This window comes from Pseudomonas sp. FG43 (assembly GCF_057809175.1).
Genome location: NZ_JBMDJL010000014.1, coordinates 72,508 through 96,110 on the forward strand (window position 1 = coordinate 72,508; position 23,603 = coordinate 96,110).

Annotated in this window: 9 protein-coding genes and 4 pseudogenes; 5 read left to right on the forward strand and 8 right to left on the reverse strand. The window is 60.7% G+C overall.

Going from position 1 to position 23,603, the window contains the following annotated elements:
• The first annotated feature begins 113 nt into the window (after positions 1–113).
• Together dusA and ACODS3_RS17195 are read left to right on the forward strand one after the other, a co-directional pair.
• Positions 114–1,091, forward strand: coding sequence for a tRNA dihydrouridine(20/20a) synthase DusA (dusA, locus tag ACODS3_RS17190; RefSeq protein WP_489035451.1), 978 nt, complete (start codon positions 114–116; stop codon positions 1,089–1,091).
• Positions 1,092–1,270: 179 nt separating this feature from the next.
• A complete protein-coding gene (locus ACODS3_RS17195; RefSeq protein ID WP_201018581.1) occupies positions 1,271–1,702 on the forward strand; it encodes a universal stress protein in 432 nt (143 codons plus the stop codon).
• A gap of 19 nt (positions 1,703–1,721) precedes the next feature.
• On the opposite strand, the gene ACODS3_RS17200 is transcribed toward ACODS3_RS17195, so the two are convergent.
• From ACODS3_RS17200 to ACODS3_RS17230, 7 genes and pseudogenes are all read right to left on the reverse strand, one after another.
• Positions 1,722–2,186, reverse strand: coding sequence for a response regulator (locus ACODS3_RS17200; RefSeq protein ID WP_201002667.1), 465 nt, complete (start codon positions 2,184–2,186; stop codon positions 1,722–1,724).
• A pseudogene (locus ACODS3_RS17205) lies at positions 2,183–2,554 on the reverse strand (response regulator); the annotation flags it as partial. The gene ACODS3_RS17200 and the pseudogene ACODS3_RS17205, both read right to left, overlap by 4 nt.
• A gap of 83 nt (positions 2,555–2,637) precedes the next feature.
• Positions 2,638–4,492: pseudogene (locus tag ACODS3_RS17210) on the reverse strand (sensor histidine kinase); the annotation flags it as partial.
• 14 nt (positions 4,493–4,506) lie between these two features.
• Positions 4,507–4,917, reverse strand: a pseudogene (locus tag ACODS3_RS17215) (LuxR C-terminal-related transcriptional regulator); the annotation flags it as partial.
• Positions 4,915–6,132, reverse strand: a pseudogene (locus ACODS3_RS17220) (PAS domain S-box protein); the annotation flags it as partial. The pseudogenes ACODS3_RS17215 and ACODS3_RS17220, both read right to left, overlap by 3 nt.
• A gap of 14 nt (positions 6,133–6,146) precedes the next feature.
• Entirely contained in the window at positions 6,147–6,815 is a 669-nt protein-coding gene (locus tag ACODS3_RS17225) for a response regulator (RefSeq protein WP_201002665.1), read from the reverse strand.
• On the reverse strand, positions 6,812–7,996 hold the full coding sequence (locus tag ACODS3_RS17230) for a sensor histidine kinase (protein WP_201018582.1): 1,185 nt from the start codon (positions 7,994–7,996) through the stop codon (positions 6,812–6,814). Before ACODS3_RS17230 ends, ACODS3_RS17225 begins: the two co-directional genes overlap by 4 nt.
• Before the next feature lie 193 nt (positions 7,997–8,189).
• On the opposite strand from ACODS3_RS17230, the gene ACODS3_RS17235 reads away from it, so the two are divergent.
• Positions 8,190–8,711: an SgcJ/EcaC family oxidoreductase gene (locus ACODS3_RS17235; protein ID WP_201002661.1), complete on the forward strand. Its 522-nt coding sequence runs from the start codon at positions 8,190–8,192 to the stop codon at positions 8,709–8,711.
• Positions 8,712–8,787: 76 nt separating this feature from the next.
• Here the strand turns inward: ACODS3_RS17235 and ACODS3_RS17240 are convergent, their stop codons facing one another.
• On the reverse strand, positions 8,788–9,318 hold the full coding sequence (locus tag ACODS3_RS17240; protein ID WP_201002659.1) for an RNA polymerase factor sigma-70: 531 nt from the start codon (positions 9,316–9,318) through the stop codon (positions 8,788–8,790).
• Between the two features lie 324 nt (positions 9,319–9,642).
• On the opposite strand from ACODS3_RS17240, the gene ACODS3_RS17245 reads away from it, so the two are divergent.
• Together ACODS3_RS17245 and ACODS3_RS17250 are read left to right on the forward strand one after the other, a co-directional pair.
• On the forward strand, positions 9,643–10,401 hold the full coding sequence (locus tag ACODS3_RS17245; RefSeq protein ID WP_489035416.1) for a thioesterase II family protein: 759 nt from the start codon (positions 9,643–9,645) through the stop codon (positions 10,399–10,401).
• A 94-nt stretch (positions 10,402–10,495) separates the two neighbouring features.
• Positions 10,496–23,503 (forward strand): non-ribosomal peptide synthetase, encoded by a 13,008-nt coding sequence (locus tag ACODS3_RS17250; RefSeq protein ID WP_489035453.1) that lies wholly within the window; start codon positions 10,496–10,498, stop codon positions 23,501–23,503.
• The last annotated feature ends 100 nt before the right edge of the window (positions 23,504–23,603 follow it).

Sequence of the window (23,603 nt, forward strand, 5' to 3'; positions counted from 1 at the left end):
TAGACTATGCAACCTTTGCGCTCGGGCATGATTTGCTCGGTGTACCGAATTCGCTGTCCTGTTCCAGTCGTCCGATGAATATACCTGTGAATACTGCTTCAACTGCCCGCTCCATGAAGCCTGCGCCATCCCGCCGCTTCTCCGTTGCGCCGATGATGGACTGGACTGACCGCCATTGCCGGTATTTCCTGCGCCTCCTGTCGAAGAATGCCTTGCTGTACACCGAGATGGTCACCACCGGCGCATTGATCCACGGTGATCGTGAGCGTTTCCTGCGTTACGACGAAGCCGAGCATCCTCTGGCCTTGCAGCTTGGTGGGAGTAATCCTGCGGATCTGGCGACCTGTGCGCGGATGGCTGAGGAAGTAGGGTACGACGAGGTCAATCTGAATGTGGGCTGCCCGAGTGATCGGGTGCAGAACAATATGATTGGCGCATGCCTGATGGCGCATCCCGAGCTGGTGGCCGATTGTGTGAAGTCCATGCAGGACGCCGTTGCTATTCCGGTGACGGTCAAGCACCGGATCGGGATCAATGGCCGTGACAGTTACGCCGAGTTGTGTGATTTCGTCGGCAAGGTTCATGAGGCTGGCTGCAACAGCTTTACGGTGCATGCCCGTATTGCGATTCTGGAAGGGCTCTCGCCCAAGGAAAACCGTGATATTCCGCCGTTGCGCTATGACGTGGCTGCGCAGTTGAAGAGGGATTTTCCTGGTCTGGAGATCATTCTCAATGGCGGGATCAAGACCCTTGAGCAGTGCCAGGAGCATTTGCAGACCTTCGATGGTGTGATGCTCGGGCGTGAGGCTTATCACAACCCCTATCTGCTGGCTGAGGTGGATCGCGAACTGTTCGGTAGCACCGCGCCGGTCATCAGTCGTTCAGACGCTCTGCAAGCGCTACGGCCCTATATCGCCGCGCATATCGAGAGCGGTGGCACCATGCACCATGTCACGCGGCATATCCTGGGGATGGCCCATGGCTTCCCGGGTGCGCGACGCTTTCGCCAATTGCTGTCGGTCGACATCCACAAGGCAGAAAACCCCTTGTTGTTGCTGGATCAGGCGGCGGAGTTTCTGGCTGGGCGTTAGAAATCTGGTTTATTCGCGAATGAATTCGCTCCCACAGGTGTAGGAGTGAATTCATTCGCGAAGGGCTGCCAAAAATAATCGCGCCTGATTTGCTCTGGATCAATCAAAGCTGCCTTTGCGGTGGTTGCTGGCCTTGGAGGGGACTATGTTGAATACATACCCATTCAAGGAGAGATGTCATGCATAAAGTTCTGATTCCTTACGACGGATCGGTTCCTTCAAAACATGCTCTGGAGTACGTCATTGGCTTGTCAGGCAGCCTTGCACGACCACTGCAAGTGCATTTGCTCAACGTGCAGGCCAGCCCGGTCGTTTATAGCGACTATCTGGCGCCGGACATGATCGAAGGCGTCAAGGCAGGGCTGTATAACGAAGCCAACCGAGTCCTTGCAGAGGCCGTGGTGTTGCTGAAAGCGGCGGATGTTGCCCATCAGACTCATGTGGATCTGGGCAATGTGGCCGAGCAGGTCGGTTCTGCTGTCAAGCAACTGGGCTGCGACACCGTAGTGATGGGCACTCGCGGATTGAGCAGCTTCGGTGGCTTTCTGCTGGGTTCGGTCGCCAATCGCGTGATTCATGAAGTGTCGGTGCCGGTCATTCTCATCAAGTAATGCCCGACACCTGTTGAGCTCAAGGCTGCGCCGGTGCCCGATACTGGCGCAGCAGTTCAATGTTTTCCGGTGGCAGCAGCTGGCGCAAGGTCTTGTACAGCGCGCGGGTTTCCAGCAGGTTCCAGATCCGCAACATGGTTTCCAGAGCATCCAGCGGCTTGCTGATGAAGTCCCTTGCGCCTAGCGCCAGAGCTCGCAGGCGGGTGTCGCGAGTGGCATCGGCGGTCAGCACCATGATGGGCAAATAATCATTGCTCGGGATGCGTCGGTTCAGTTGCTCCAGCACTGCAAAACCATCGAATTCCGGCATGTGCAGGTCGAGAATTACCAGGTCCGGCTCAAAGCTGTTGAACAGGTCCAGTGTTCGCAGCGGCTCGGTGCTGCTCAACACATTGGTCAGGCCTTCCCGGGCGAGCAATTGCTCCATCAGCTCAAGGTTGGGCCGCTGGTCATCAATAATCAGGATGCGGAAGTCGCCGCTCATTCAGGCTCCGGTAGATATTGGTCCAGATGGGCGAGAAACGCCGGGACCTGGATAGGTTTGGTCAGGATTGCCGTAGCCCCGGCTTGCCGCAGCTCGCGGTGGGTTCCGTCACTGGCGTCGGCAGTTATCATCAGTACAGGGGTGTTTGCAGTGCTGGGCGATTGTCGCAGGCGCTGTAATACATCGCGACCTGTAATGTCCGGCAGGTTTACATCCAGCAGAATCAATTGCGGCGCATGCTGACGGGCCAGGTCCAGCCCCAGTTGCCCCTGCATGCTGGACAGCAGTTGAATGCCGGGCCTGCGTTGCAGCAGGGTTTCGATCAGGGCCATGCTCGACAGGTTGTCTTCAATACACAGCACTTTGCCGTAGTGCTCGGCACGGGCAGGGTGCGGTTCGGCAGGTATCGCACTGATCCGGCGAAGCGGTGCCTCTTCTGCTTTCTGCACCTGAATATAAGGCAGTTCCAAGGTAAACCGGCAGCCCTGTCCTGGCGTGCTGTGTACGGTCATGCTGCCATGCATGGTTTCCAGCAGGCTTTTGCTCAATGCCAGACCCAAGCCTGTGCCTTCTACACTGGCGTCGGCTTCGAGACGTTCAAAAGGCTTGAACAATTGATCGAGTCGATCCAGCGCAATCCCTTTGCCTGTGTCGATGACGCTTATGGCGACCCGATCGTCCTGCTGCTGGACCTCTATCTTCACCAGCCCTTTCGGGCGGTTGTACTTGATGGCGTTGGACAGCAGATTCAGCAGCACCTGAATCAAGCGCTGGCGGTCGGCAATGACACCGCTGTCGTTTGCCAGCGCTGGCAGTTCTGCCAACTGGATATCGCCATCCGCCGCCATGGGCCACACAAGGCTCAACGCTTCTTGCAGGACCTCGGGCAAGAGAACGGGCTCCAGATTGATCGACAGATGGCCTGCCTCGATACGGGCAATATCCAGAACCTCGTTGATCAGGGTCAGCAGGTGCTGTCCGGCCCGCAGGATATGACCCACTTGGGGTTTCTGGTGATTGGTGGAGTCCATGTCCAGCAACTGGGCGAAACCCAGAATGGAGTTCAGGGGCGTGCGCAGTTCGTGGCTCATGCGTGACAGAAACTCGCTCTTGGCACGGCTGGCGCGTTCTGCTTCTTCCCGCGCATTACCAAGGGCGATTTCGGCAGCGCGGCGGTCGGTGATGTCGCGGGTGATCTTGGAAAAACCCCGCAGGGCATTGTTGCTGTCGTACTGCGCGGTGATGACCACGCTGGCCCAGAAGCGGCTGCCGTCCTTGCGGCAGCGCCAGCCTTCTTCCATATAGCGCCCGTGAAGAGTGGCCTCGCGCAGAGCCATGTCCGGGTGTTGCGGGCATTCTTCCGGCAGATAGAACAAAGAGAAATGCTGCCCGAGTATTTCCTGCTCGGTATAGCCTTTGATACGTTCGGCACCGGCGTTCCAGGTAGTGACATAACCCTGGGCGTCGAGAGCGAAGATACCGTAGTCCTTCACGCCTTCGATGATCAGCCGCAGGCGCTCCTCGTTTTCGCGCAAGGCCCGCTCGCGTTCGGCCAGCAACTGGCCGGCTTCCACCAGACGAGTGCCCAGTTGGCCGACCTCATCGTTTTCCGGCGGCTGCGGTAGCAGCGGATGGCCCAGCGCCAGGCGCTGTGCATTGCCTTGCACTTGCTGAACTCTGGTCACGATGCCTCTGGACAGCATCAAGACCGCAAGAATGGCACCAAACAGGCCTGAGCCCGCAGCCAGCAGCGTTGCCCACAATAGACGGGCACGAGTCTCGGAGGCGGCAGCCGTGCGTTCCGCCAGCAAGGTGTCTTCACGTTCGCGCATGGTGCGGATGCGATCACGCAGCTCATCGAGAATGTACTTGTTCTCGATCAGGATGGTCGCAATCGACTCTCTGCTTTCCAGGCTCATGCTGCGCAGGGTTTCCAGGCCATCGACCTTGTCTTCGATCAGCGGTGCAATGGCCTTGAGGTGTTCGCGCATCTGCTGGTCGCGCACATTGGTGTTGAGTCGATCCAGTGCGGCGTCGATCTGCGCATGGGCGTTCAGATACCCCGGCAGAAAGTCCTCTCGCCGGGTCAGCAGGTAACCGCGTACGCTGGCTGCCGCTTCGGCGAGTTGAGTGTGAACGCTCTGTATATCGCCCTGAACCAGCAGCACTCTGCGCACATCTTCTTCGGCTTGGGTGGTCTGGCGCTCGGCAATGTAGATGAGCGTCAGGGAGAGCATCAGAATGACCATTGGCAAGGAAATGGCGACCAGCGCCTTGCCGCGTAACGGGAGGTCTTCCCAGCGCATGACGTTGAACAAGGTCACCTCCAGTCGCCGGATGTCTGATTGACCAGGCCCAGCGCCAGGCCACGAACGGCAGCCTGGGTCCGGTCGGCGGCACCGAGCTTGGCGATGACTTTCTCGACATGAGACTTGGCGGTGCCAGTGGTGATGCCGAGTTTTTCGCCGATTTCCCGGTTGCTACAACCGCTGGCCACCAGCCCGAGCACCTGGCACTCACGAGGCGTCAGGGTTTCGGTCAGGATTGTGCGGCTGTTGTTGTGTTCGGTCACACGCCGTTGCGGGGCGTTGTTGAGGACTTTTTCGTCATGGGCCACATGTTGCAGCCCCGCGATCGCTTCGTCGCGGCTAGCGTCCTTGAGCAGATGACCGACTGCGCCGGCACTGATCTGCTCGGCACTGTCGTCCATGGTGAAGACCATCACTTTCATGCGTGAAAGAAACCCGTTCCTGGCAAGGCTGGCGCGTTCTACTTCTTCGCGGGCGGTGCCAAGGGCGATCTCGGCAGTACGGCGGTCGGTGAGGTCACGGGTGATCTTGGAAAAGCCTCGCAAGGCATTGTTGCTGTCGTACTGCGCAGTGATGACCACGCTGGCCCAGAAACGGCTGCCATCCCTGCGGCAGCGCCAGCCTTCTTCCATGTAGCGCCCGGTGCGTGAGGCCTCTTGCAAGGCCATCTCAGGGGGTTGCGGGCATTCTTCAGGAGGGTAGAACAAAGAGAAATGCTGCCCGAGAACTTCCTGCTCGGTATAGCCTTTGATGCGCTCGGCACCGGCGTTCCAGGTGATGACATGGCCCTTGGTATCGAGAGCAAAGATGCCATAGTCCCTGGCGCCCTCGATGAGCAGTCGCAGACGTTCCTCGTTTTCGCGCAAGGCCCGCTCGCGTTCGGCGAGCAGTTGACTGGCTTCCACCAGACGAGTGCCCAACTGGCCGACTTCATCGTTTTCCGAGGGTTGTGGTAGCAGCGGATGGCCCAGCACCAGACGCTGTGCATTGCCTTGTACCCGTTGCACTCTGCTCACGATGCTTGTGGACAGTACCCATACCGCAAGGATGGCGCCAATCAGGCCTGAGCCGGCGGCCAGCAGTGTTGCCCAGAACAGGCGTTCGCGACTGTCGGCGGCGGCAGCCGTGCGTTCCGCCAGCAGGATGTCTTCGCGTTCGCGCATGGTGCGGATCTGATCACGCAGCTCGTCGAGAATGTATTTGTTCTCGATCAGGATGGTCGCAATCGTGTCTTTTCCTTCCTTGTTCAGGCTGTGCAGTGTTTCCAGACCATCGATCTTGTTTTCGATCTGCAGCGTAATGGCCTTGAGGTGTTCGCGCATCTTTTCGTCACGCACATTGGTGTTGAGGCGATCCAGTGCCGCTCCGATCTGCGCCTGTTCGTTCAGATACGCCGGCAGAAAGTCCTCATGCCGGGTCTGCAGGTAGCCGCGTACGCTGGCTGCCGCTTCGACGAGCTGGGTGTGAACGTTCTGTATATCGCCGCGAACCAGCAGTACTCTGCGCACATCTTCTTCGGCTTGCGTAGTCTGGCGCTCGGCAATGTAGATGAGCATCAGAGACAGCATCAGAATCACCAGCGGCAGTGAAATAGCCACCAATGCCTTGCCGCGTAGCGGGAGGTCTTCCCAGCGCATGACGTTGAGCAAGGTCACCTCCAGTCGCCGGATGCCTGACTTACCAGGCCCAGTGCCAGGCCGCGAACGGCAGCCTGGGTTCGGTCAGCCGCACCGAGCTTGGCGATGACTTTCTCTACGTGAGCCTTGGCGGTGCCGGTGGTGATACCGAGCTTTTCGCCGATTTCCCGGTTGCTGAAGCCGCTGGCCACCAGCCCGAGTACCTGACGTTCACGGGGCGTCAGGGCTTCGGTCGCGATGGTGCGACTGTTGTTGCGTTCTGTCATGCGCCGCAGCAGGCGTGCGCTGACGGCACTGTTGAGGGCTTCTTCGCCACGCGCCACCTGTTGCAGGGCAGCGATCACTTCATCGCGGCTGGCGTCCTTGAGCAGATAACCGACCGCACCGGCACTGATGGCGGCCTCCAGATGGTCGGTGCTGTCATCCATGGTAAACATCACGACTTTGAGTTTCGGCATGCGTTGCTGGAGGATTCGTGCGGCCCCCAGGCCGTTGAGCACCGGCATGCGGATATCCAGGATCGCGATATCCGGCTGCATCTGCTCGCACAGTTCGATGGCCTGCTGACCATCGGCGGCCTGGCCGACCACCTCGAATTCCGGATGTCCGGCCAGAAGCGAGACGAATCCGGTCCGGGTCACTTCATGATCGTCTGCCAGGACCAGTCGCAAGGTGTTCGTCATGGTGCTGCCTTATCTATGTTGAAGGGTACGGTAGCGCGTATTCGAGTGCCGCATTCCGGGCTGCTGACGCAAGTCAGTCGGCCGCCCAGGAGGCTGGCTCGTTCCTGCATCGCCACCAGTCCCAGCTTCTGAACGCCGTTGCTCCTGGATTGCTGGTCAATGATGAAACCACAACCGTTGTCCTCGATCATTAACGAGGCATTGGTTTCATGCAGCTCGAGCGCCAGCTGCACGTTGGCGGCATTGGCGTGCTTGAGAATATTGTTGATGCCTTCCTGGGCAATGCGAAACAGGGCGATTTCCAGGTGGCTGGGCAGGCGGGTCATGGAGCGTGAGCGCCAGTGTACGTTAATACCGGCTTCGCGTAGACGGTCGGCGTCCTTGTCGACGGCCTGAAGCAGACCGAAATCGTCAAGTACGCTGGGACGCAGGCCACTGATCAATTGCCGACCTTCGCCGACGCAGTGCTGGGCAAGGGTCAGGATCGCCCGCAGGTCGTTATCCAGCGGTTCAGGCAGCTCCGGGCAGCGACCGGCAAAGCCTTGCAGGCGCTGATGCAGGCCGGCAAGGGTTTGCGCCAGTCCGTCATGCAGGTCGTAGGCCATGCGCTTGCGTTCATCCTCCTGTGCAGTGAACAACTGATTGACCAGTTCGGACATGGTGCGCTCCCGTGCAACCAGTGCTTCGAGCAGGCGGTTGTTCTCCAGATGTGCAGCCAGCAGGGTGGCGAGCAGTTGCAGAGATTCGATGTCTTCGCTGTCGGGGGCGCTGATATTCACGCTGTTGGCCAGCACCAGCGTGCCAAAGGAACCGTCATCGGCCCCGCGTAGCGGCAGCATCAGGACGTTGGGCAGAGTGGCGTTTTCACGCTCCAGCCATTGCGGCCCGATGGCCAGGGCGTCGGCCACGATTTCCAGGCTGCGCAGACGCTCTTCACTGCCATGCAGGGCGGTGGTGCGCACGACATTATCGTTGTCCCACTCCAGCAGCAGGCCATGATCCATGGCGACGAAAGCGCAGGCTCTCTGCAGTACACGCTGGCGCATGGCCTCGGGAGGCAGTTGAGTCAGTTCCTGTCCGGTATCCACCAGCAGACGAAGGCGTGCGGCACGGCTTTGTGACTGTCGATACTGCGTGCGGATGGCCAGGGCACTTGCCGGGTCATGGGGAGGGCTTTGCATCTGCGGCGTGCTCCTGCGTGGGTTCATGCCCGCGCGGGCACAACATGATGTCATTAAAACCTGTCATGGCTCGGGGTGCCTATCTGCCGAATGGCATAGATAAATAACCCCGTTTGGCCGATGGAGGACATTACCCGAAACGGCAAAGTAGCACTCACTGAATCCCTGAACAGATCCTTGTAGGAGTGTTGCGATGAAACTGAAAAAAACTGCCCTGGTCATGCTTTTTGCTCTGAGTGCTCCACTGGTCCACGCAGCAGATACAGCACCTTATACCTATCGCATGGTGGCTGAGCAGCCATCCAATGTGAAAGACCAGGAAATTTCAGGTTTGTTTGATCGCTGGAACAACGCACTGAAAACCGGCAACCCGCAAACTGTTGTCAGCCTGTATGCGCCAAATGCCGTATTGCAGCCAACGGTTTCCAACAAGGTGCGAGCCACTCCGGCAGAGATCAAGGACTACTTCGATCACTTCCTGGCACTCAAGCCGGTAGGTGAGATCAACTACCGCGAAATCCGTCGCCTTGGCCCGGATGCGGCACTGGACAGCGGTGTCTACACCTTCACCCTGACCGCTGCCGATGGCAAGAAGAGCAAAGTGCAGGCGCGTTACACCTTCCTGTACGAGCGTGTAGGCGGTCAGTGGAAGATTCTCAACCACCACTCCTCGGCCATGCCGGAAGTGCAGCCTGAGTATCAGGTCAGCCGCTGATTCAATAAGTCTGGCATTTGAAGCGCATCCGGGGCCCTGGCTCCGGATGCGCTTTTTTGCGTTCTCGAAACCGGATTCAGTTTCTGACGCCGCTGACCTTGCGGCAGTGAATCAGCGCATCGCGGATCATGAAGTTCACCAGGGTAGGGGAGACGCCCAGTTCCTTGGCGATGTCTTTTTGCGGGACGCCGTGCAGGCGATACATCTCGAAGGCGTATCGAGTGCGATCCGGCAGTTCCGACAGGGCGTCGGCGATTTTCTCCAGGCTGGAGAAATTGATATGTGAGGTTTCCGGTGAAGCACCCTGGACCACAACGTTCAAGCCTTCATCCTCGGGGCCTGTGTACTTGAGTTCCAGGGCTTGCTTGCGATAGTGATCGATGGCCAGGTTACGCACGATCTGGAACAGATAGCTGAGCTGGGCCTTGAATGAAAGGGTGATCTGGGGAGCGGAACGCAGCCTGAAAAATGCGTCCTGCACCACATCTTCGGCGCGGGAGCGGCAGCCAACGATGCGGGCGGCGATTTTGACCAACAGCAAATAGTTGTCGATAAAAACCTGGAGTAAGGGTGAGTCACACTTACTTGTGAGCACTTGTTCCGTCATGGAATTCACCTTGCTGCGAATCTTTGGGGAAGGAGCGTCCCGGTATTGGGTGGCACCAACTTATCGGCGGGTAAACTAGGCTTAATGATAATAATTGTCAAATGCGAAATTGAATCAGTGCACCTATAGAGAGCAATTCGTCCCCCTGCGCACTTTTGAAGCGCATCGCTCAGATGCGACTAATTATTTCCAGATGCCATCCGTTCTCATTGATGACAGGCCCGTCCACGACAGCGGCCATGGACCAAATCAGGAGGACACAATGGGTTTCGAGCGCGCGCATCGCAGCTTTTTCATCGGCGTTACCGGATGGCAGGGCCTGATATGAGCACTCCTGCGAGCCTGACGCTGTTCTGTCTGCCTTTTTCCGGGGCCAGTGCGATGTTCTACAGCCCGTGGCGGCGCAAGTTGCCGGAGTGGCTGAACGTTCGTCCTCTTGAACTGCCGGGTCGTGGCATGCGCATGAACGAACCCCTGCAGACCGATATCGTACAGCTGGCCAATCGTCTGGCCGATGAGATCAGTGTCGAACTGGATAAGCCCTACGCGATTTTCGGACATAGCCTCGGAGCCTTGCTCTCCTTCGAGTTGGCCCATGTTCTGCGGGCGCGTGGTCTGCCTGCGCCAATCGCCATGTTCGTCTCGGCGTCGGCGGGGCCGGTGCGCCGCGATGTGAGCGAATACGCCATCGCCAAGACCGATGAGCAACTGATTGCCCGGCTGCGCAAGCTCAAGGGCACCAGCGAAAACATCATTGCCAACGATGAGCTGATGCAACTGATGCTGCCCATTCTGCGCGCCGACTTCCTGGCCTGCGGCAGTTTCAAATATGGCGAGCGCGAGCCGTTGAGCGTGCCGATCCATGTCTTTGGCGGCAAGCAGGACAGCGTCACGGTCGAGGAACTGCTCGACTGGCAGGAAGAAACCTGTACCGGCTTTTCCCTGGACATGTTCGAGGGCCATCACTTCTATCTGGTCGACGAGCAGGCGCAATTGTTTCGTCACCTGCGGCGTTACGCCGAGCAACACCTGACCCGCTGGCGCAACAGCACAGCGCGGCATCTGGCCCGGGCGGCCGGTTGATCCCCCATTGCCTCACGCGCGTCTGTGCCTGAGAACGCGCGTTTTTTCTTGAAATCCAGACCTCATTTGGCAAGCCGAATACAGCAGGAACCTCATCATGGATGCGTTTGAACTCCCCGATACCCTGGCACAAGCCCTTCAGCGTCGCGCCGAGCAGACGCCGGACCGCCTGGCCCTGCGTTTTCTCACTGACGAAAAAGACCAGGGCATCGTGCTGACCTACCATGATCTTGACCTGCGTGCGCGGACCATCGCCGCTGCGCTGAAAGCCCAGGCCGAGCCGGGGGATCGTGCGATTCTGTTGTTCCACAGCGGGCCGGATTACGTGGCGGCATTCTTTGGCTGCCTGTATGCCGGTGTGATTGCGGTGCCGGCTTACCCGCCGGAATCCAATCGTCGTCATCACCAGGAGCGTCTGCTGTCGATCATCGCCGATGCCGAGCCGCGCCTGCTGTTGACTGGCTCTGACTTGCGCCCGGCCTTGTTGCAGATGGATGAGCTGGCGGCTGCCAATGCCCCGCAACTGCTGTGTGTCGACACCCTCGACAGCGCCATCGCCGAAGGCTGGCAAGGCCCGGCCCTGAACAGCGACGATATCGCTTTCCTGCAATACACCTCCGGTTCCACGGCCTTGCCCAAAGGCGTTCAGGTCAGCCATGGCAATCTGGTCGCCAACGAACTGCTGATCCGTCACGGCTTCGGTATCGATCTCAATCCCGATGACGTGATCGTCAGCTGGCTGCCGCTGTACCACGACATGGGGCTGATCGGCGGCTTGCTACAACCGATCTTCAGTGGCGTGCCTTGCGTGTTGATGGCGCCTGCCTATTTCCTGACCCGGCCATTGCGCTGGCTGGAAGCGATCAGCGAATACGGAGGCACCATCAGCGGCGGCCCGGATTTCGCCTATCAGTTGTGCAGTTCGCGGGTCAGTGATTCGGCGCTGGCGCGCCTGGATCTCAGCCGCTGGCGTGTGGCCTATTCGGGCTCGGAGCCGATTCGCCAGGACAGCCTGGACAGTTTCGCTGAAAAGTTTGCCGTCTGCGGTTTTACGCCAGACAGCTTCTTCGCCTCCTATGGCCTGGCCGAAGCCACGTTGTTCGTGGCTGGTGGTCAGCGCGGCAAGGGCATTCCATCGCTGCGTCTTGATGAGCGAGCACTGGCGCGCAATATTGCCGAGCCGGGGGATGGCAACCCGGTCATGAGTTGCGGGACCAGCCAGCCTGAACACGGCGTGCTGATTGCCGACCCGCAGACCCTTGCCGTGCTGGGTGAAAACAGTGTCGGTGAAATCTGGGCCTGTGGTCCGAGCATCGCCCATGGCTATTGGCGCAACCCCGAAGCCACTGCCAAGACCTTTGTCGAGCATGAAGGCCTTACCTGGCTGCGTACTGGCGACCTGGGTTTCCTGCGCCATGGCGAGCTGTATATCACCGGTCGCTTGAAAGACATGCTGATCGTGCGCGGCCACAACCTGTATCCCCAGGACATCGAAAAGGCTGTCGAGCGTGACGTCGATGTGGTGCGCAAAGGCCGGATTGCCGCGTTCGCCGTGACCCAGCAAGGCAGTGAAGGTATCGGCATCGCGGCGGAAGTCGGTCGCAGCGTGCAGAAAACCCTGGCTCCCGAGACGCTGATCAAGATGATTCGTCAGGCTGTTGCCGAGGCCTTCCAGGAAGCACCGAGCGTGGTGGTGCTGCTCAATCCGGGTGCCTTGCCCAAGACCTCCAGCGGCAAACTGCAACGTTCCGCCTGCCGCACCCGACTGGCCGACGGCAGCCTGGACAGTTATGCGGTCTTCCCTGAAAGCATCGCGGCTGCCAGGGAAGCGGCTTCGGCTTCCAGCTCCAATCTGCAGGCGCAGGTTGCGAAAATCTGGTGTGAACACCTGCAACTGGAAGAGGTGGCCGCCGATGATCACTTCTTCCTGCTGGGCGGTAACTCGATTGTCGCGACCCAGGTGGTCGCCAGTCTGCGTGAAGCGCTGGGTATCGAACTGAACCTGCGCCTGTTGTTTGAAGCTCCGACCCTGGCGGCGCTGGTTGCACAGATCGAAGTGCTGCAACGCGATGGCCAGACACAAGACAGCATTGCCTGCTTGCCGGGTAACGAGGCGCTGCCGCAATCCCTGGCCCAGAACCGCTTGTGGTTCCTATGGCAAATGGACCCGCAAGGCAGTGCCTACAACATTCCCGGTGGCCTGCACCTGCGTGGCGAACTGGACACCACGGCGCTGCGTAGCAGCTTCCGGCGCCTGATCGAGCGTCATGAATCCCTGCGCACCCGTTTTTACGAGCAGGACGGCGTGGCCTTGCAGCGTATCGATCCGGTCAGCGAGTTTTCGTTGCAGGTGATCGATATCAGCGACCTGTCCGGCGAAGAGCGTCAGGCCCGTGCCCTGGCTATCCGCGAAGAACAGGCACGCCTGCCTTTCGATCTGCAAACTGGCCCGTTGCTGCGCGTCACGCTGGTGAAGCTGGACGATGAGGAGCATCAGTTACTGGTCACGCTGCACCATATCGTGGCCGACGGCTGGTCGCTGAATGTGCTGATCGACGAATTCTCGCGCCTGTACGCCGCTGCCATTCAGGGGCAGCCGCTGGAGTTGGCGCCGCTGTCGTTGCGTTATGCCGATTACGGCCACTGGCAGCGTGAATGGCTGGCCCGTGGCGAGGCTCAGCGCCAGCTCGATTACTGGAAGGCGCAACTGGGTGACGAGCAACCGACCCTGGCTCTGGCCACCGATCATCCGCGTTCGGCCCGCAAGCAACACAGCGCTTCGCGTTACAGCCTGCGCCTGAGCAACGAGTTGAGCGCCGCAGTCAAACAGGCCGCTCAGGCTTATCAGTCGACCCCGTTCATGCTGCTGCTCTCCGGTTTCCAGAGCCTGCTGCATCGCTACAGCGGGCAGAACGATATTCGTATCGGTGTGCCCGGTGCCAACCGGCCGCGTCATGAGACCCAAGGCCTGATCGGTTTCTTCATCAATACCCTGGTGCTGCGTGCGCAACTGGATTCGCGCCTGCCATTTTCCTCGCTGCTGGCGCAAACCCGTCAGGCGGCGCTGGAAGCCCAGGCCAATCAGGACCTGCCGTTCGATCAACTGGTGGAAGCGTTCCCTCAGGCCCGAGAGCACGGTCTGTTCCAGGTTCTGTTCAACCATCAGCAGCGGGACCTGAGCGCCTTGCGTCGTCTGCCGGGTCTGCTGGCCGAAGAGCTGTCGTGGCACAGCCGTGAAGCCAAGTTCGACCTGCAACTGCACAGTGAAGAGGACCGCAACGGTCGGCTGAACCTGTCCTTCGACTATGCCGACGAGCTGTTCGAGCGCGAAACCATCGTGCGCTTGGCCGCACAGTTCGTGCGTCTTTTGACTCAAGTCTGCGAGCAGACCGATATCGTTCTGGGCGATGTGCAGTTGCTCAGCACCGAGGATCTGGCCGAGCAGGCCCGTTGGGGCGCTGCGCCTTGCGCACCTGCCGGACAATGGTTGCCGGAGCTTCTGAGCCTTCAGGCCCGCCAGACCCCGGAGCGCATTGCCCTGATGTGGGACGGCGGCAGCCTCGACTTTGCCAGCCTGCATGCCCAGGCCAACCGTCTGGCCCACTACCTGCGCGACAAGGGCGTCGGCCCGGACGTCAAGGTGGCGATTGCAGCCGAGCGTTCGCCGCAACTGCTGATCGGCCTGCTGGCGATCATCAAGGCTGGCGGCGCCTATGTGCCGCTGGACCCGGATTATCCGACCGAGCGACTGGCCTACATGCTCGCCGACAGCGGCGTTGCGCTGCTGCTGACCCAAAGCCATTTGCTGGGCGATCTGCCGAGCGCCGAAGGCGTCAGCACCATCGTCATGGACACCCTGCATCTGGAAAACTGGCCTGTCAGCGCGCCGGGCCTGCACCTGCATGGCGATAACCTGGCGTACGTGATCTACACCTCCGGCTCCACCGGCCAACCCAAGGGCGTGGGCAATACCCATGCCGCACTGGCCGAGCGCCTGCAATGGATGCAGGCCACTTACGCACTGGACGAAACCGATGTGCTGATGCAGAAGGCACCGATCAGTTTCGACGTTTCGGTGTGGGAATGCTTCTGGCCACTGATCACCGGCTGCCGCCTGTTGCTGGCCGATCCCGGCGAGCATCGCGACCCGCATCGCATTGCCCAGCGCATCAAGGAATACGGCGTCACCACGCTGCATTTCGTGCCGCCGCTGCTGCAACTGTTCATCGATGAGCCACTGGCACAACAGTGCAGCAGCCTGCGTCGCCTGTTCTCCGGTGGCGAAGCGCTGCCTGCCGAACTGCGCAACCGGGTGCTGGAGCAACTGCCGAATGTGCAACTGCACAACCGTTATGGCCCGACTGAAACCGCGATCAACGTCACTCACTGGCACTGTCAGTTGGCGGATGGCGAGCGCTCGCCCATTGGCCGACCGCTGGGCAACGTGCTGTGCCGGGTTCTGGACAGCGATCTGAACCTGCTGCCCCGTGGCGTTGCAGGCGAACTGTGCATCGGTGGTATCGGTCTGGCCCGTGGCTACCTGGGGCGTCCGGGGTTGACGGCCGAACGTTTCATCGTCGATCCGGCGAGTGAAGAGGGCGCGCGCCTGTACCGTACCGGTGACCTGGTGCGCTGGGCGGCGGACGGCTCGCTGGAGTATCTGGGGCGTCTGGACCAGCAGGTCAAACTGCGCGGCTTCCGTGTCGAGCCTCAGGAGATCGAAGCCCGATTGCTGGCTCAAGAAGGTGTTGGCCAGGCCGCGGTGCTGGTGCGGGAAACCGCCTCCGGCCCGCAATTGATCGGTTACTACACGGCAGCGCTGGAACAGGAAGCCGAGGCCGAGCAGATAGAGCGTATCAAGTCCTCGCTGGCCCTTGAGCTGCCTGAGTACATGGTCCCTGCGCAACTGGTGCGTCTGGACAGCATGCCACTGAGCCCCAGCGGCAAGCTGGATCGCCGCGCCTTGCCCGAGCCGGTCTGGCAGAGCCGTGAACATGTCGAGCCCGAAACGGCCTTGCAGAAACAGGTCGCCAGTATCTGGCGCGAAGTGCTGGGTGTGCCGCGCATTGGTCTGCGTGACGACTTCTTTGCCTTGGGCGGCCACTCCTTGCTGGCCACTCAGATCATCTCCAGGGTGCGTCAGGCCTGCGATATCGAGCTGCCGCTTCGTGCGCTGTTCGAGGCCAGTGAGCTGGGGGCGTTTGTCGAACAGGTCCAGGCCATTCAGGCGTCCGGTGCCCGTAACAGCCAGCAGCCGATTGCCCGGATCGACCGCAACCAGCCAGTGCCGCTGTCCTATTCCCAGCAGCGCATGTGGTTCCTGTGGCAGATGGAGCCGGACAGCCCGGCGTATAACGTGGGCGGCATGGCGCGTCTGAACGGCGTGCTGAATATCGAGTGCTTCGAGGCCGCACTGCAAGCTTTGATCCTGCGCCACGAAACCCTGCGCACCACCTTCCCGAGCGTCAATGGCGTGGCGTGCCAGAAAGTCTCCGAGGAAACCGGCCTGCGCATGCAATGGCAGGACTTCTCGGCGTTGCAAGGCGAAGCCCGTCAGCGTCGCTTGCAAGAATTCGCCGACAGCGAAGCGCACAAGCCTTTCGATCTGGAAACCGGCCCGCTGCTGCGCGCCTGCATGGTTCGGGCTGGCGAACTGGAACACTACTTCGTCCTGACTCTGCACCACATCGTCACCGAAGGCTGGGCGATGGATATCTTCGCCCGTGAGCTGGGCCTGCTGTACGAAGCTTTCCTTGAAGGTCGATCTTCGCCGCTGGAGCCTCTGGCGGTGCAATACCTGGATTACAGCGTCTGGCAGCGTCAGTGGATGGAAGCGGGTGAGCGTCAGCGCCAACTGGATTACTGGACGACGCAACTGGGCAACGAGCATCCGCTGCTGGAATTGCCGAGCGACCGTCCGCGTCCGCCGGTGCAGAGCCACAAGGGCGAGCTGTATCGCTTTGATCTGAGCGATGAACTGGCCGCCCGCGTGCGGGCTTTCAACGCCAATAATGGCCTGACCCTGTTCATGACCATGACCGCTACTCTGGCGGTGCTGCTCTACCGTTACAGCGGCCAGAACGATCTGCGCATCGGCGCTCCTGTTGCCAACCGGATTCGCCCGGAAAGCGAAGGGCTGATCGGTGCATTTCTCAACACCCAGGTGCTGCGCGTCCAGCTCGACGGGCAGATGTGCGTCGAGCAACTGTTCGAGCAGGTTCGTCACACGGTCATCGAAGGTCAGTCCCATCAGGACTTGCCGTTCGATCATCTTGTGGAAGCCCTGCAACCACCGCGCAGCGCGGCTTATAACCCGCTGTTCCAGGTGATGTGCAACGTGCAGCGCTGGGAATTCCAGCAGAGCCGCGAACTGGCAGGCATGACTGTCGAATATCTGGTCAACGATGCCCGGGCCACCAAGTTCGACCTGAACCTGGAAGTCACTGAGCTGGATCATCGTCTGGGTTGCTGCCTGACCTACAGCACCGATCTGTTCGACGAGCCGCGCATCGCGCAAATGGCCGGGCACTTGCTAAACCTGCTGCAAGCCTTGCTGGCTGATCCGGCGCAGCGCTTGAGCGAACTGCCGCTGTTGCAGGACGCCGAGCGTCAGCAGTTGCTCGACAGCCTGGGTGTCGAAGCGGGTGAGCAGCGTCTGGATCAGTGCATCCACAGCCTGTTTGCCGAACAGGCCAAAGCACGCCCGAGCGCACCGGCCTTGACCTTCGCCGGTGAAACCCTGAGCTATGCCGAACTGGAGGGCCGCGCCAATCGTCTGGCCTGGATGCTGCGCGAGCGTGGTGTTGGCCCGCAAGTGCGTGTCGGCCTGGCGCTGGAGCGCTCGCTGGACATGGTGGTCGGCCTGCTGGCGATCCTCAAGGCCGGTGGCGCCTATGTGCCGCTGGACCCGGAGTACCCGCTGGAGCGCCTGCAATACATGATCGAAGACAGCGGCGTCGGCCTGCTGTTGAGCAATGCCGCCTTGTTCGAGGCCTTGGGCGAACTGCCTGCGGGCGTCGGTCGCTGGTGCCTGGAAGATGACTTGCCCGCGCTGGCTGCTTACCCGGCGAGCGAGTTGCCGTTCATCAGCCTGCCGCAGCATCAGGCGTACTTGATTTACACCTCTGGCTCCACCGGCAAGCCCAAGGGCGTGGTGGTGTCACACGGTGAAATCGCCATGCATTGTCAGGCGGTGATTCGCCGCTTCGAGATGCGTCCCGATGACTGTGAGCTGCATTTCTATTCGATCAACTTCGACGCAGCCACCGAGCGTCTGCTGGTGCCACTGCTCAGCGGGGCGCGGGTGGTATTGCGTGCCCAGGGGCAATGGGACGCCGAAGAAATCTGCGAGCTGATCCGCAGTCAGCACGTGAACATTCTCGGTTTCACCCCAAGCTATGGCAGTCAGTTGGCGCAATGGCTTTCGACTCAGGGCCAGACGTTGCCGGTGCGCATGTGCATCACCGGTGGCGAGGCGCTGACCGGTGAGCATTTGCAGCGTATTCGGGCGGTGTTCAAACCTGAACTGTTCTTCAACGCCTATGGTCCGACTGAAACCGTGGTCATGCCGCTGGCCAGTCTGGCACCGGCCTGGCTGGAGGAGGGCGAAGCCAGCGTGCCGATCGGCAGCGTGGTGGGCGCTCGGGTGGCTTACATCCTCGATGCCGATCTGGCGCTGGTGCCCCAGGGTGCGACCGGTGAGCTGTATGTCGGCGGCGCCGGTCTTGCTCAGGGCTACCACGAGCGGGCGGCGATGACCGCCGAGCGCTTTGTCGCCGATCCGTTCAGTGGCAATGGCGGGCGTCTGTATCGCACCGGCGATCTGGTGCGCCAGCGTGCCGATGGTCTGGTGGAGTATCTGGGCCGGATCGACCATCAGGTGAAGATCCGCGGTTTCCGTATCGAACTGGGCGAAATCGAAACCCGTCTGCTGGAACACGAAGCCATCCGCGAAGCCGTGGTGCTGGCGCTGGATACGCCATCGGGCAAGCAACTGGCCGGTTATCTGGTCACTGATGTGGCCGGGCAGGGCGAGGAGCAACAGGCGCAACTGCGCGAGTCGCTCAAGGCGCATCTGAAGGCGCAACTGCCGGATTACATGGTGCCTGCGCATCTGATCCTGCTGGACAGCATGCCGCTGACCGCCAACGGCAAGCTTGATCGCCGTGCCTTGCCAGCACCGGACCCGGAACTCAATCGTCAGAGTTATGTGGCACCCACCAGTGAACTGGAGCAGACCCTGGCGGGTATCTGGTGTGCTGTGCTGAATGTGGAAAAAGTCGGCCTCAACGACAACTTCTTCGAGCTGGGCGGCGATTCGATCCTGTCGATCCAGGTGGTCAGCCGTGCGCGTCAGGCCGGGATTCATTTCAGCCCTCGCGACCTGTTCCAGCACCAGACCGTCCAGACCCTGGCCGCCGTGGCCACTACCAGCGAGCGGGTGGTGGCCGAGCAAGGCCTGCTGACCGGCGAATCGGCCCTGACGCCGATTCAGCACTGGTTCTTCGAGACGCCGATCCCTGAGCGCCAGCACTGGAATCAGGCGCTGGTGCTGGAGCCGACCACGGCCCTGGAGCCTCGTCATCTCGAACAGGCTCTGCGGGCGATTCTTGAACAACATGATGCCTTGCGCCTGAGCTTCCGGGACAACGCCGGAAAATGGCAGGCCGAGCACCGTGCTGTCACCGGTGAAAGCCTGCTGCTGCAAGCGCGTGTTTCCGATATGAGCGAATGCGCCGCACTGTTTGCGGACACCCAGCGCAGCCTGGATCTGCAAAGCGGCCCGCTGCTGCGTGCCTTGCTGGTGGATGGGCCGCAGGGCCAGCAGCGCCTGCTGATGGTCATTCACCACTTGGTTGTCGATGGCGTTTCATGGCGCGTGCTGCTGGACGATCTGCAAGTCGCCTATCGCCAGCTTGTCGATGCCGCAACCGTCAAACTGCCAGCCAAGACCAGCGCCTTCCGTGACTGGGCCGGGCGTCTACAGGCTTACGCCGGCAGCGAATCCTTGCGCGAGGAGCTGGCCTGGTGGCAGCGTCAGCTCAGCGGGCCGGGTGCTGAATTGCCTTGCAATAATCCGCAGGGTGGTCAGCAGAATATTCATGCACAGACCGTCAGTGTGCGTCTGGATGCGCAAAGTACCCGACAGCTTTTGCAGCAGGCACCGAGCGCTTATCGGACTCAGGTCAACGACCTGCTGCTGACCGCGCTGGCACAGGTGGTCTGCCGCTGGAGCGGGCAGGCGTCGGCGTTGATTCAGCTCGAAGGCCATGGCCGCGAAACCCTGTTCGACGAAATCGACCTGACCCGTACCGTGGGCTGGTTCACCAGTGCCTATCCACTGCGCCTGACGCCTGGATTGGCCGAAGAGGCTGGGCCGGGCGCATCGATCAAGGCGATCAAGGAGCAATTGCGTCAGGTTCCTCACAAGGGCCTGGGTTATGGCGTGCTGCGTTATCTGGCTGATGGCAACAGCCGCGCTGCAATGCAAGCCTTGCCGGTCGCGCCGATCACCTTCAACTACCTGGGGCAATTCGACCAGAGCTTTGGCAGCGATGCCTTGTTCCGTCCGCTGGAAGAGTCGGCGGGTGCAGCCCATGACGTTCATGCGCCACTGCCTAACGAGTTGAGCATCGACAGTCAGGTGTACGGCGGCGAACTGGTGCTGCGCTGGACCTTCAGTGGCGAGCGTTACCAGACCCAGGCCATTACTGAACTGGCGCAGGCTTATCTGGCGCAGTTGCAGGCGCTGATTGCCCATTGTCTGGCAGATGGCAGCGGCGGCCTGACACCTTCGGACTTCCCGCTGGCTGCTCTGGATCAGGCGCATCTGGATGCGCTGCCGGTTCCGGCGAGCCATATCGAAGATGTCTATCCGCTGACCCCGATGCAGGAAGGCATGCTGCTGCATACCCTGCTGGAACCGGGCACCGGTCTGTATTACATGCAGGATCGCTATCGCATCAACAGCGAGCTGGACCCGCAACGTTTTGCCCAGGCCTGGCAGGCAGTAATTGCCCGTCACGAAGCCCTGCGTGCCTCGTTCTGCTGGGATATCGGCGAAACCATGCTGCAAGTCATTCACAAACCCGGCAACACGCCCATCGACTATCTGGACTGGCGTGATGTTGCCCAGGACCAGCAGGAGCCGCGTCTGCAAGCCTTGCTCAAGTCCGAGCGCGAGGCCGGTTTCGATCTGCTCAACCAGCCGCCGTTCCACCTGCGCCTGATCCGTGTCGACGAGGCCCGCTACTGGTTCATGATGAGCAACCACCACATCCTGATCGATGCCTGGTGCCGCTCGTTGCTGATGAACGACTTCTTCGACATCTACACCGCGCTGGGCGAAGGCCGCGATGCACAACTGGCCGCGCCGCCGCGCTATCGCGATTACATCGGCTGGTTGCAGCGTCGTGGTCTGGTACAGGCCCGTGACTGGTGGCGGCAGAACCTCAAGGGCTTCGAGCGTCCGACGCCGATCCCGAGCGACCGTCCGTTCCTGCGCGAACATGCCGGTGACAGTGGCGGCATGGTGGTAGGGGACTGCTACACCCGTCTGGATGTGGCCGATGGCGTGCGACTGCGCGAACTGGCTCAGCAGCATCAACTGACCATCAACACCTTTGCCCAGGCGGCCTGGGCCTTGACCCTGCGGCGCATGAGCGGTGACCGGGACGTGGTGTTCGGTGTGACCGTGGCCGGGCGTCCGGTCGACATGCCACAGATGCAGCGCACGGTGGGCCTGTTCATCAACACCATCGCCCTGCGCGTGGGCTTGCCGCAGGATGACCAGCGTTGCAGTGTTCGCCAGTGGCTGAACCGTTTGCTGGAAAGCAACATGGAGCTGCGCGAGTACGAGTACCTGCCGCTGGTGACCATCCAGGAAAACAGCGAGCTGCCCAAGGGCCAGCCGTTGTTCGACAGCCTGTTCGTGTTCGAGAACGCGCCGGTTGAAGTCTCGGTGCTGGACCGTGCGCAAAGCCTCAACGCCACTTCGGATTCAGGCCGTACCCACACCAACTATCCGCTCACGGCAGTGTGTTACCCCGGCGATGACCTGGGCCTGCATCTGTCCTATGACCAGCGCTACTTCGACGAAACCACGGTCCAGAGCATGCTGGGCGAGTTCAAGCGCCTGCTGCTGGCCTTGATCGAAGGCTTCCATGGCGATATGTCCGAGCTGGCGCTGCTCAGTGAAACGGAGCGCGAATTCCTGCTCGATGGCTGCAACAGGAGCGACCATGACTATCCGCTGGAGCGCAGCTATGCCGAGCTGTTCGAGGTGCAGGTCGCGGCCCATCCACAGCGTACCGTCGTCAGTTGCCTGGATCGCCAATACAGCTATGCCGAGTTGAACGCACTCAGCAACCGTCTTGGCCATGCCTTGATCGAGGCCGGAGCCGGTTTCGATCAGCCGATAGCCTTGCTGGCCGAGCGTGGTCCCGAACTGCTGGGCATGATTATCGGCAGCTTCAAGGCCGGAGCCGGTTACCTGCCGCTGGACCCGGCGCTGCCGAACCAGCGTCTGAGCGGCATCATTCAGCAAAGCCGCACGCCGGTACTGGTGTGCAGTGCCGAATGTCGTGACCAGGCTCAGGCCTTGCTGGCCGATATCGCTGAAGCGGGTCGTCCACGTTTGCTGGTCTGGGAAGCGGTGCAGCAGAGTGAGCTGTCGCAGGACAATCCCGGTCGATACAGCGCGCCGGACAATCTGGCCTACGTGATCTTCACCTCGGGTTCCACCGGATTGCCCAAAGGCGTGATGGTCGAGCAACGCGGCATGCTCAATAACCAGTTGAGCAAGGTGCCTTATCTGAACCTGAGCGATGCAGACGTGATCGCCCAGACTGCTTCGCAGAGCTTCGATATCTCGGTCTGGCAGTTCCTGGCAGCGCCATTGTTCGGTGCGCGGGTGGACATCGTGCCAAACGATATCGCCCGTGATCCGCAGGCCTTGCTGAGTCACGTTCAGGCCCAGAGCATCAGCGTGCTGGAAAGCGTGCCGTCCCTGATTCAAGGGCTGCTGGCCGAGGAGCGCGCAAGCCTCGATGGCCTGCGCTGGATGCTGCCGACCGGTGAGGCAATGCCGCCGGAACTGGCTAATCAATGGTTGCAACGCTACCCGGATATCGGGCTGGTCAACGCTTATGGTCCTGCCGAATGTTCAGACGACGTGGCGTTCTTCCGCGTCGATCCGGAGTCGACTCGCAGCACCTACCTGCCCATCGGCACGCCAACGGACAACAACCGTCTGTACCTGCTCGACGAGGCGCTGGAGCTGGTGCCGCTGGGCGCTGTCGGCGAACTGTGTGTGGCCGGGACTGGTGTCGGTCGTGGTTATGTCAGCGACCCGTTGCGCACCGTGCCGGTGTTTGTGCCCAACCCGTTCGGTGCAACCGGCGAGCGCTTGTATCGCACCGGCGACCTTGCGCGCAGAAGGGCTGACGGCGTGCTCGAATACGTGGGCCGGGTCGACCATCAGGTGAAGATCCGCGGCTACCGCATCGAACTGGGCGAGATCGAAACCCGCCTGCAGGAGCACGAAGCGATTCGTGAATCTGTAGTGCTGGATATCGACGGACCGTTGGGCAAGGTGCTGGCGGCGTATCTGGTGCCGCGTGGCAATGCTCAGGACCCGGACTTGCTGCGTGACGAACTGAAAAGCCATCTCAAGACCAGCCTGCCGGACTACATGGTGCCAAGCCATCTGGTGATGCTGGAGGCCATGCCACTGACCCCGAACGGCAAGCTGGACCGCAAGGCTCTGCCCAAGCCGGATGTCAGCCAGGTGCAGAACGACTACGTGGCACCGCAGAGCGAAATGGAGCAGCAACTGGCGACGATCTGGGCCGATGTGTTGAAAGTCGAGCGTGTCGGGATCACCGACAACTTCTTCGAGCTGGGTGGGCATTCGCTGCTGGCAACTCAGGTGGTGACCCGTGCGCAGAAGCTATTGCAACGCAATGTACCGCTGCGTGCCATGTTCGAGTTCAACACCATTCAAGGGTTGGCCGGGCATCTGGAAGGTCTTGGCGGGCAGAAGGTCGATGAACAGAAATTCGACCGGCTTGCGGACCTGATGGCTGAACTGGAAGGGTTGTGATTCGCCTCTCGTCGGGCTGAAGGCTCTGCGGATAAAAAAGCTGTTACGGGGTGTAAATCCGCAGGCCTCTGGCGCGTTTTCAATGAAGGAATAAATGCCT

Excerpts from the sequence above, each read along its gene's own strand:
- ACODS3_RS17230 (WP_201018582.1), bottom strand. The coding sequence starts at position 7,996 with ATGCAAAGCCCTCCCCATGACCCGGCAAGTGCCCTGGCCATCCGCACG.
- ACODS3_RS17235 (WP_201002661.1), top strand. The coding sequence starts at position 8,190 with ATGAAACTGAAAAAAACTGCCCTGGTCATGCTTTTTGCTCTGAGTGCT.
- ACODS3_RS17245 (WP_489035416.1), top strand. The coding sequence starts at position 9,643 with ATGAGCACTCCTGCGAGCCTGACGCTGTTCTGTCTGCCTTTTTCCGGG.
- ACODS3_RS17225 (WP_201002665.1), bottom strand. The coding sequence starts at position 6,815 with ATGACGAACACCTTGCGACTGGTCCTGGCAGACGATCATGAAGTGACC.
- ACODS3_RS17200 (WP_201002667.1), bottom strand. The coding sequence starts at position 2,186 with ATGAGCGGCGACTTCCGCATCCTGATTATTGATGACCAGCGGCCCAAC.
- ACODS3_RS17240 (WP_201002659.1), bottom strand. The coding sequence starts at position 9,318 with ATGACGGAACAAGTGCTCACAAGTAAGTGTGACTCACCCTTACTCCAG.
- ACODS3_RS17195 (WP_201018581.1), top strand. The coding sequence starts at position 1,271 with ATGCATAAAGTTCTGATTCCTTACGACGGATCGGTTCCTTCAAAACAT.
- dusA (WP_489035451.1), top strand. The coding sequence starts at position 114 with ATGAAGCCTGCGCCATCCCGCCGCTTCTCCGTTGCGCCGATGATGGAC.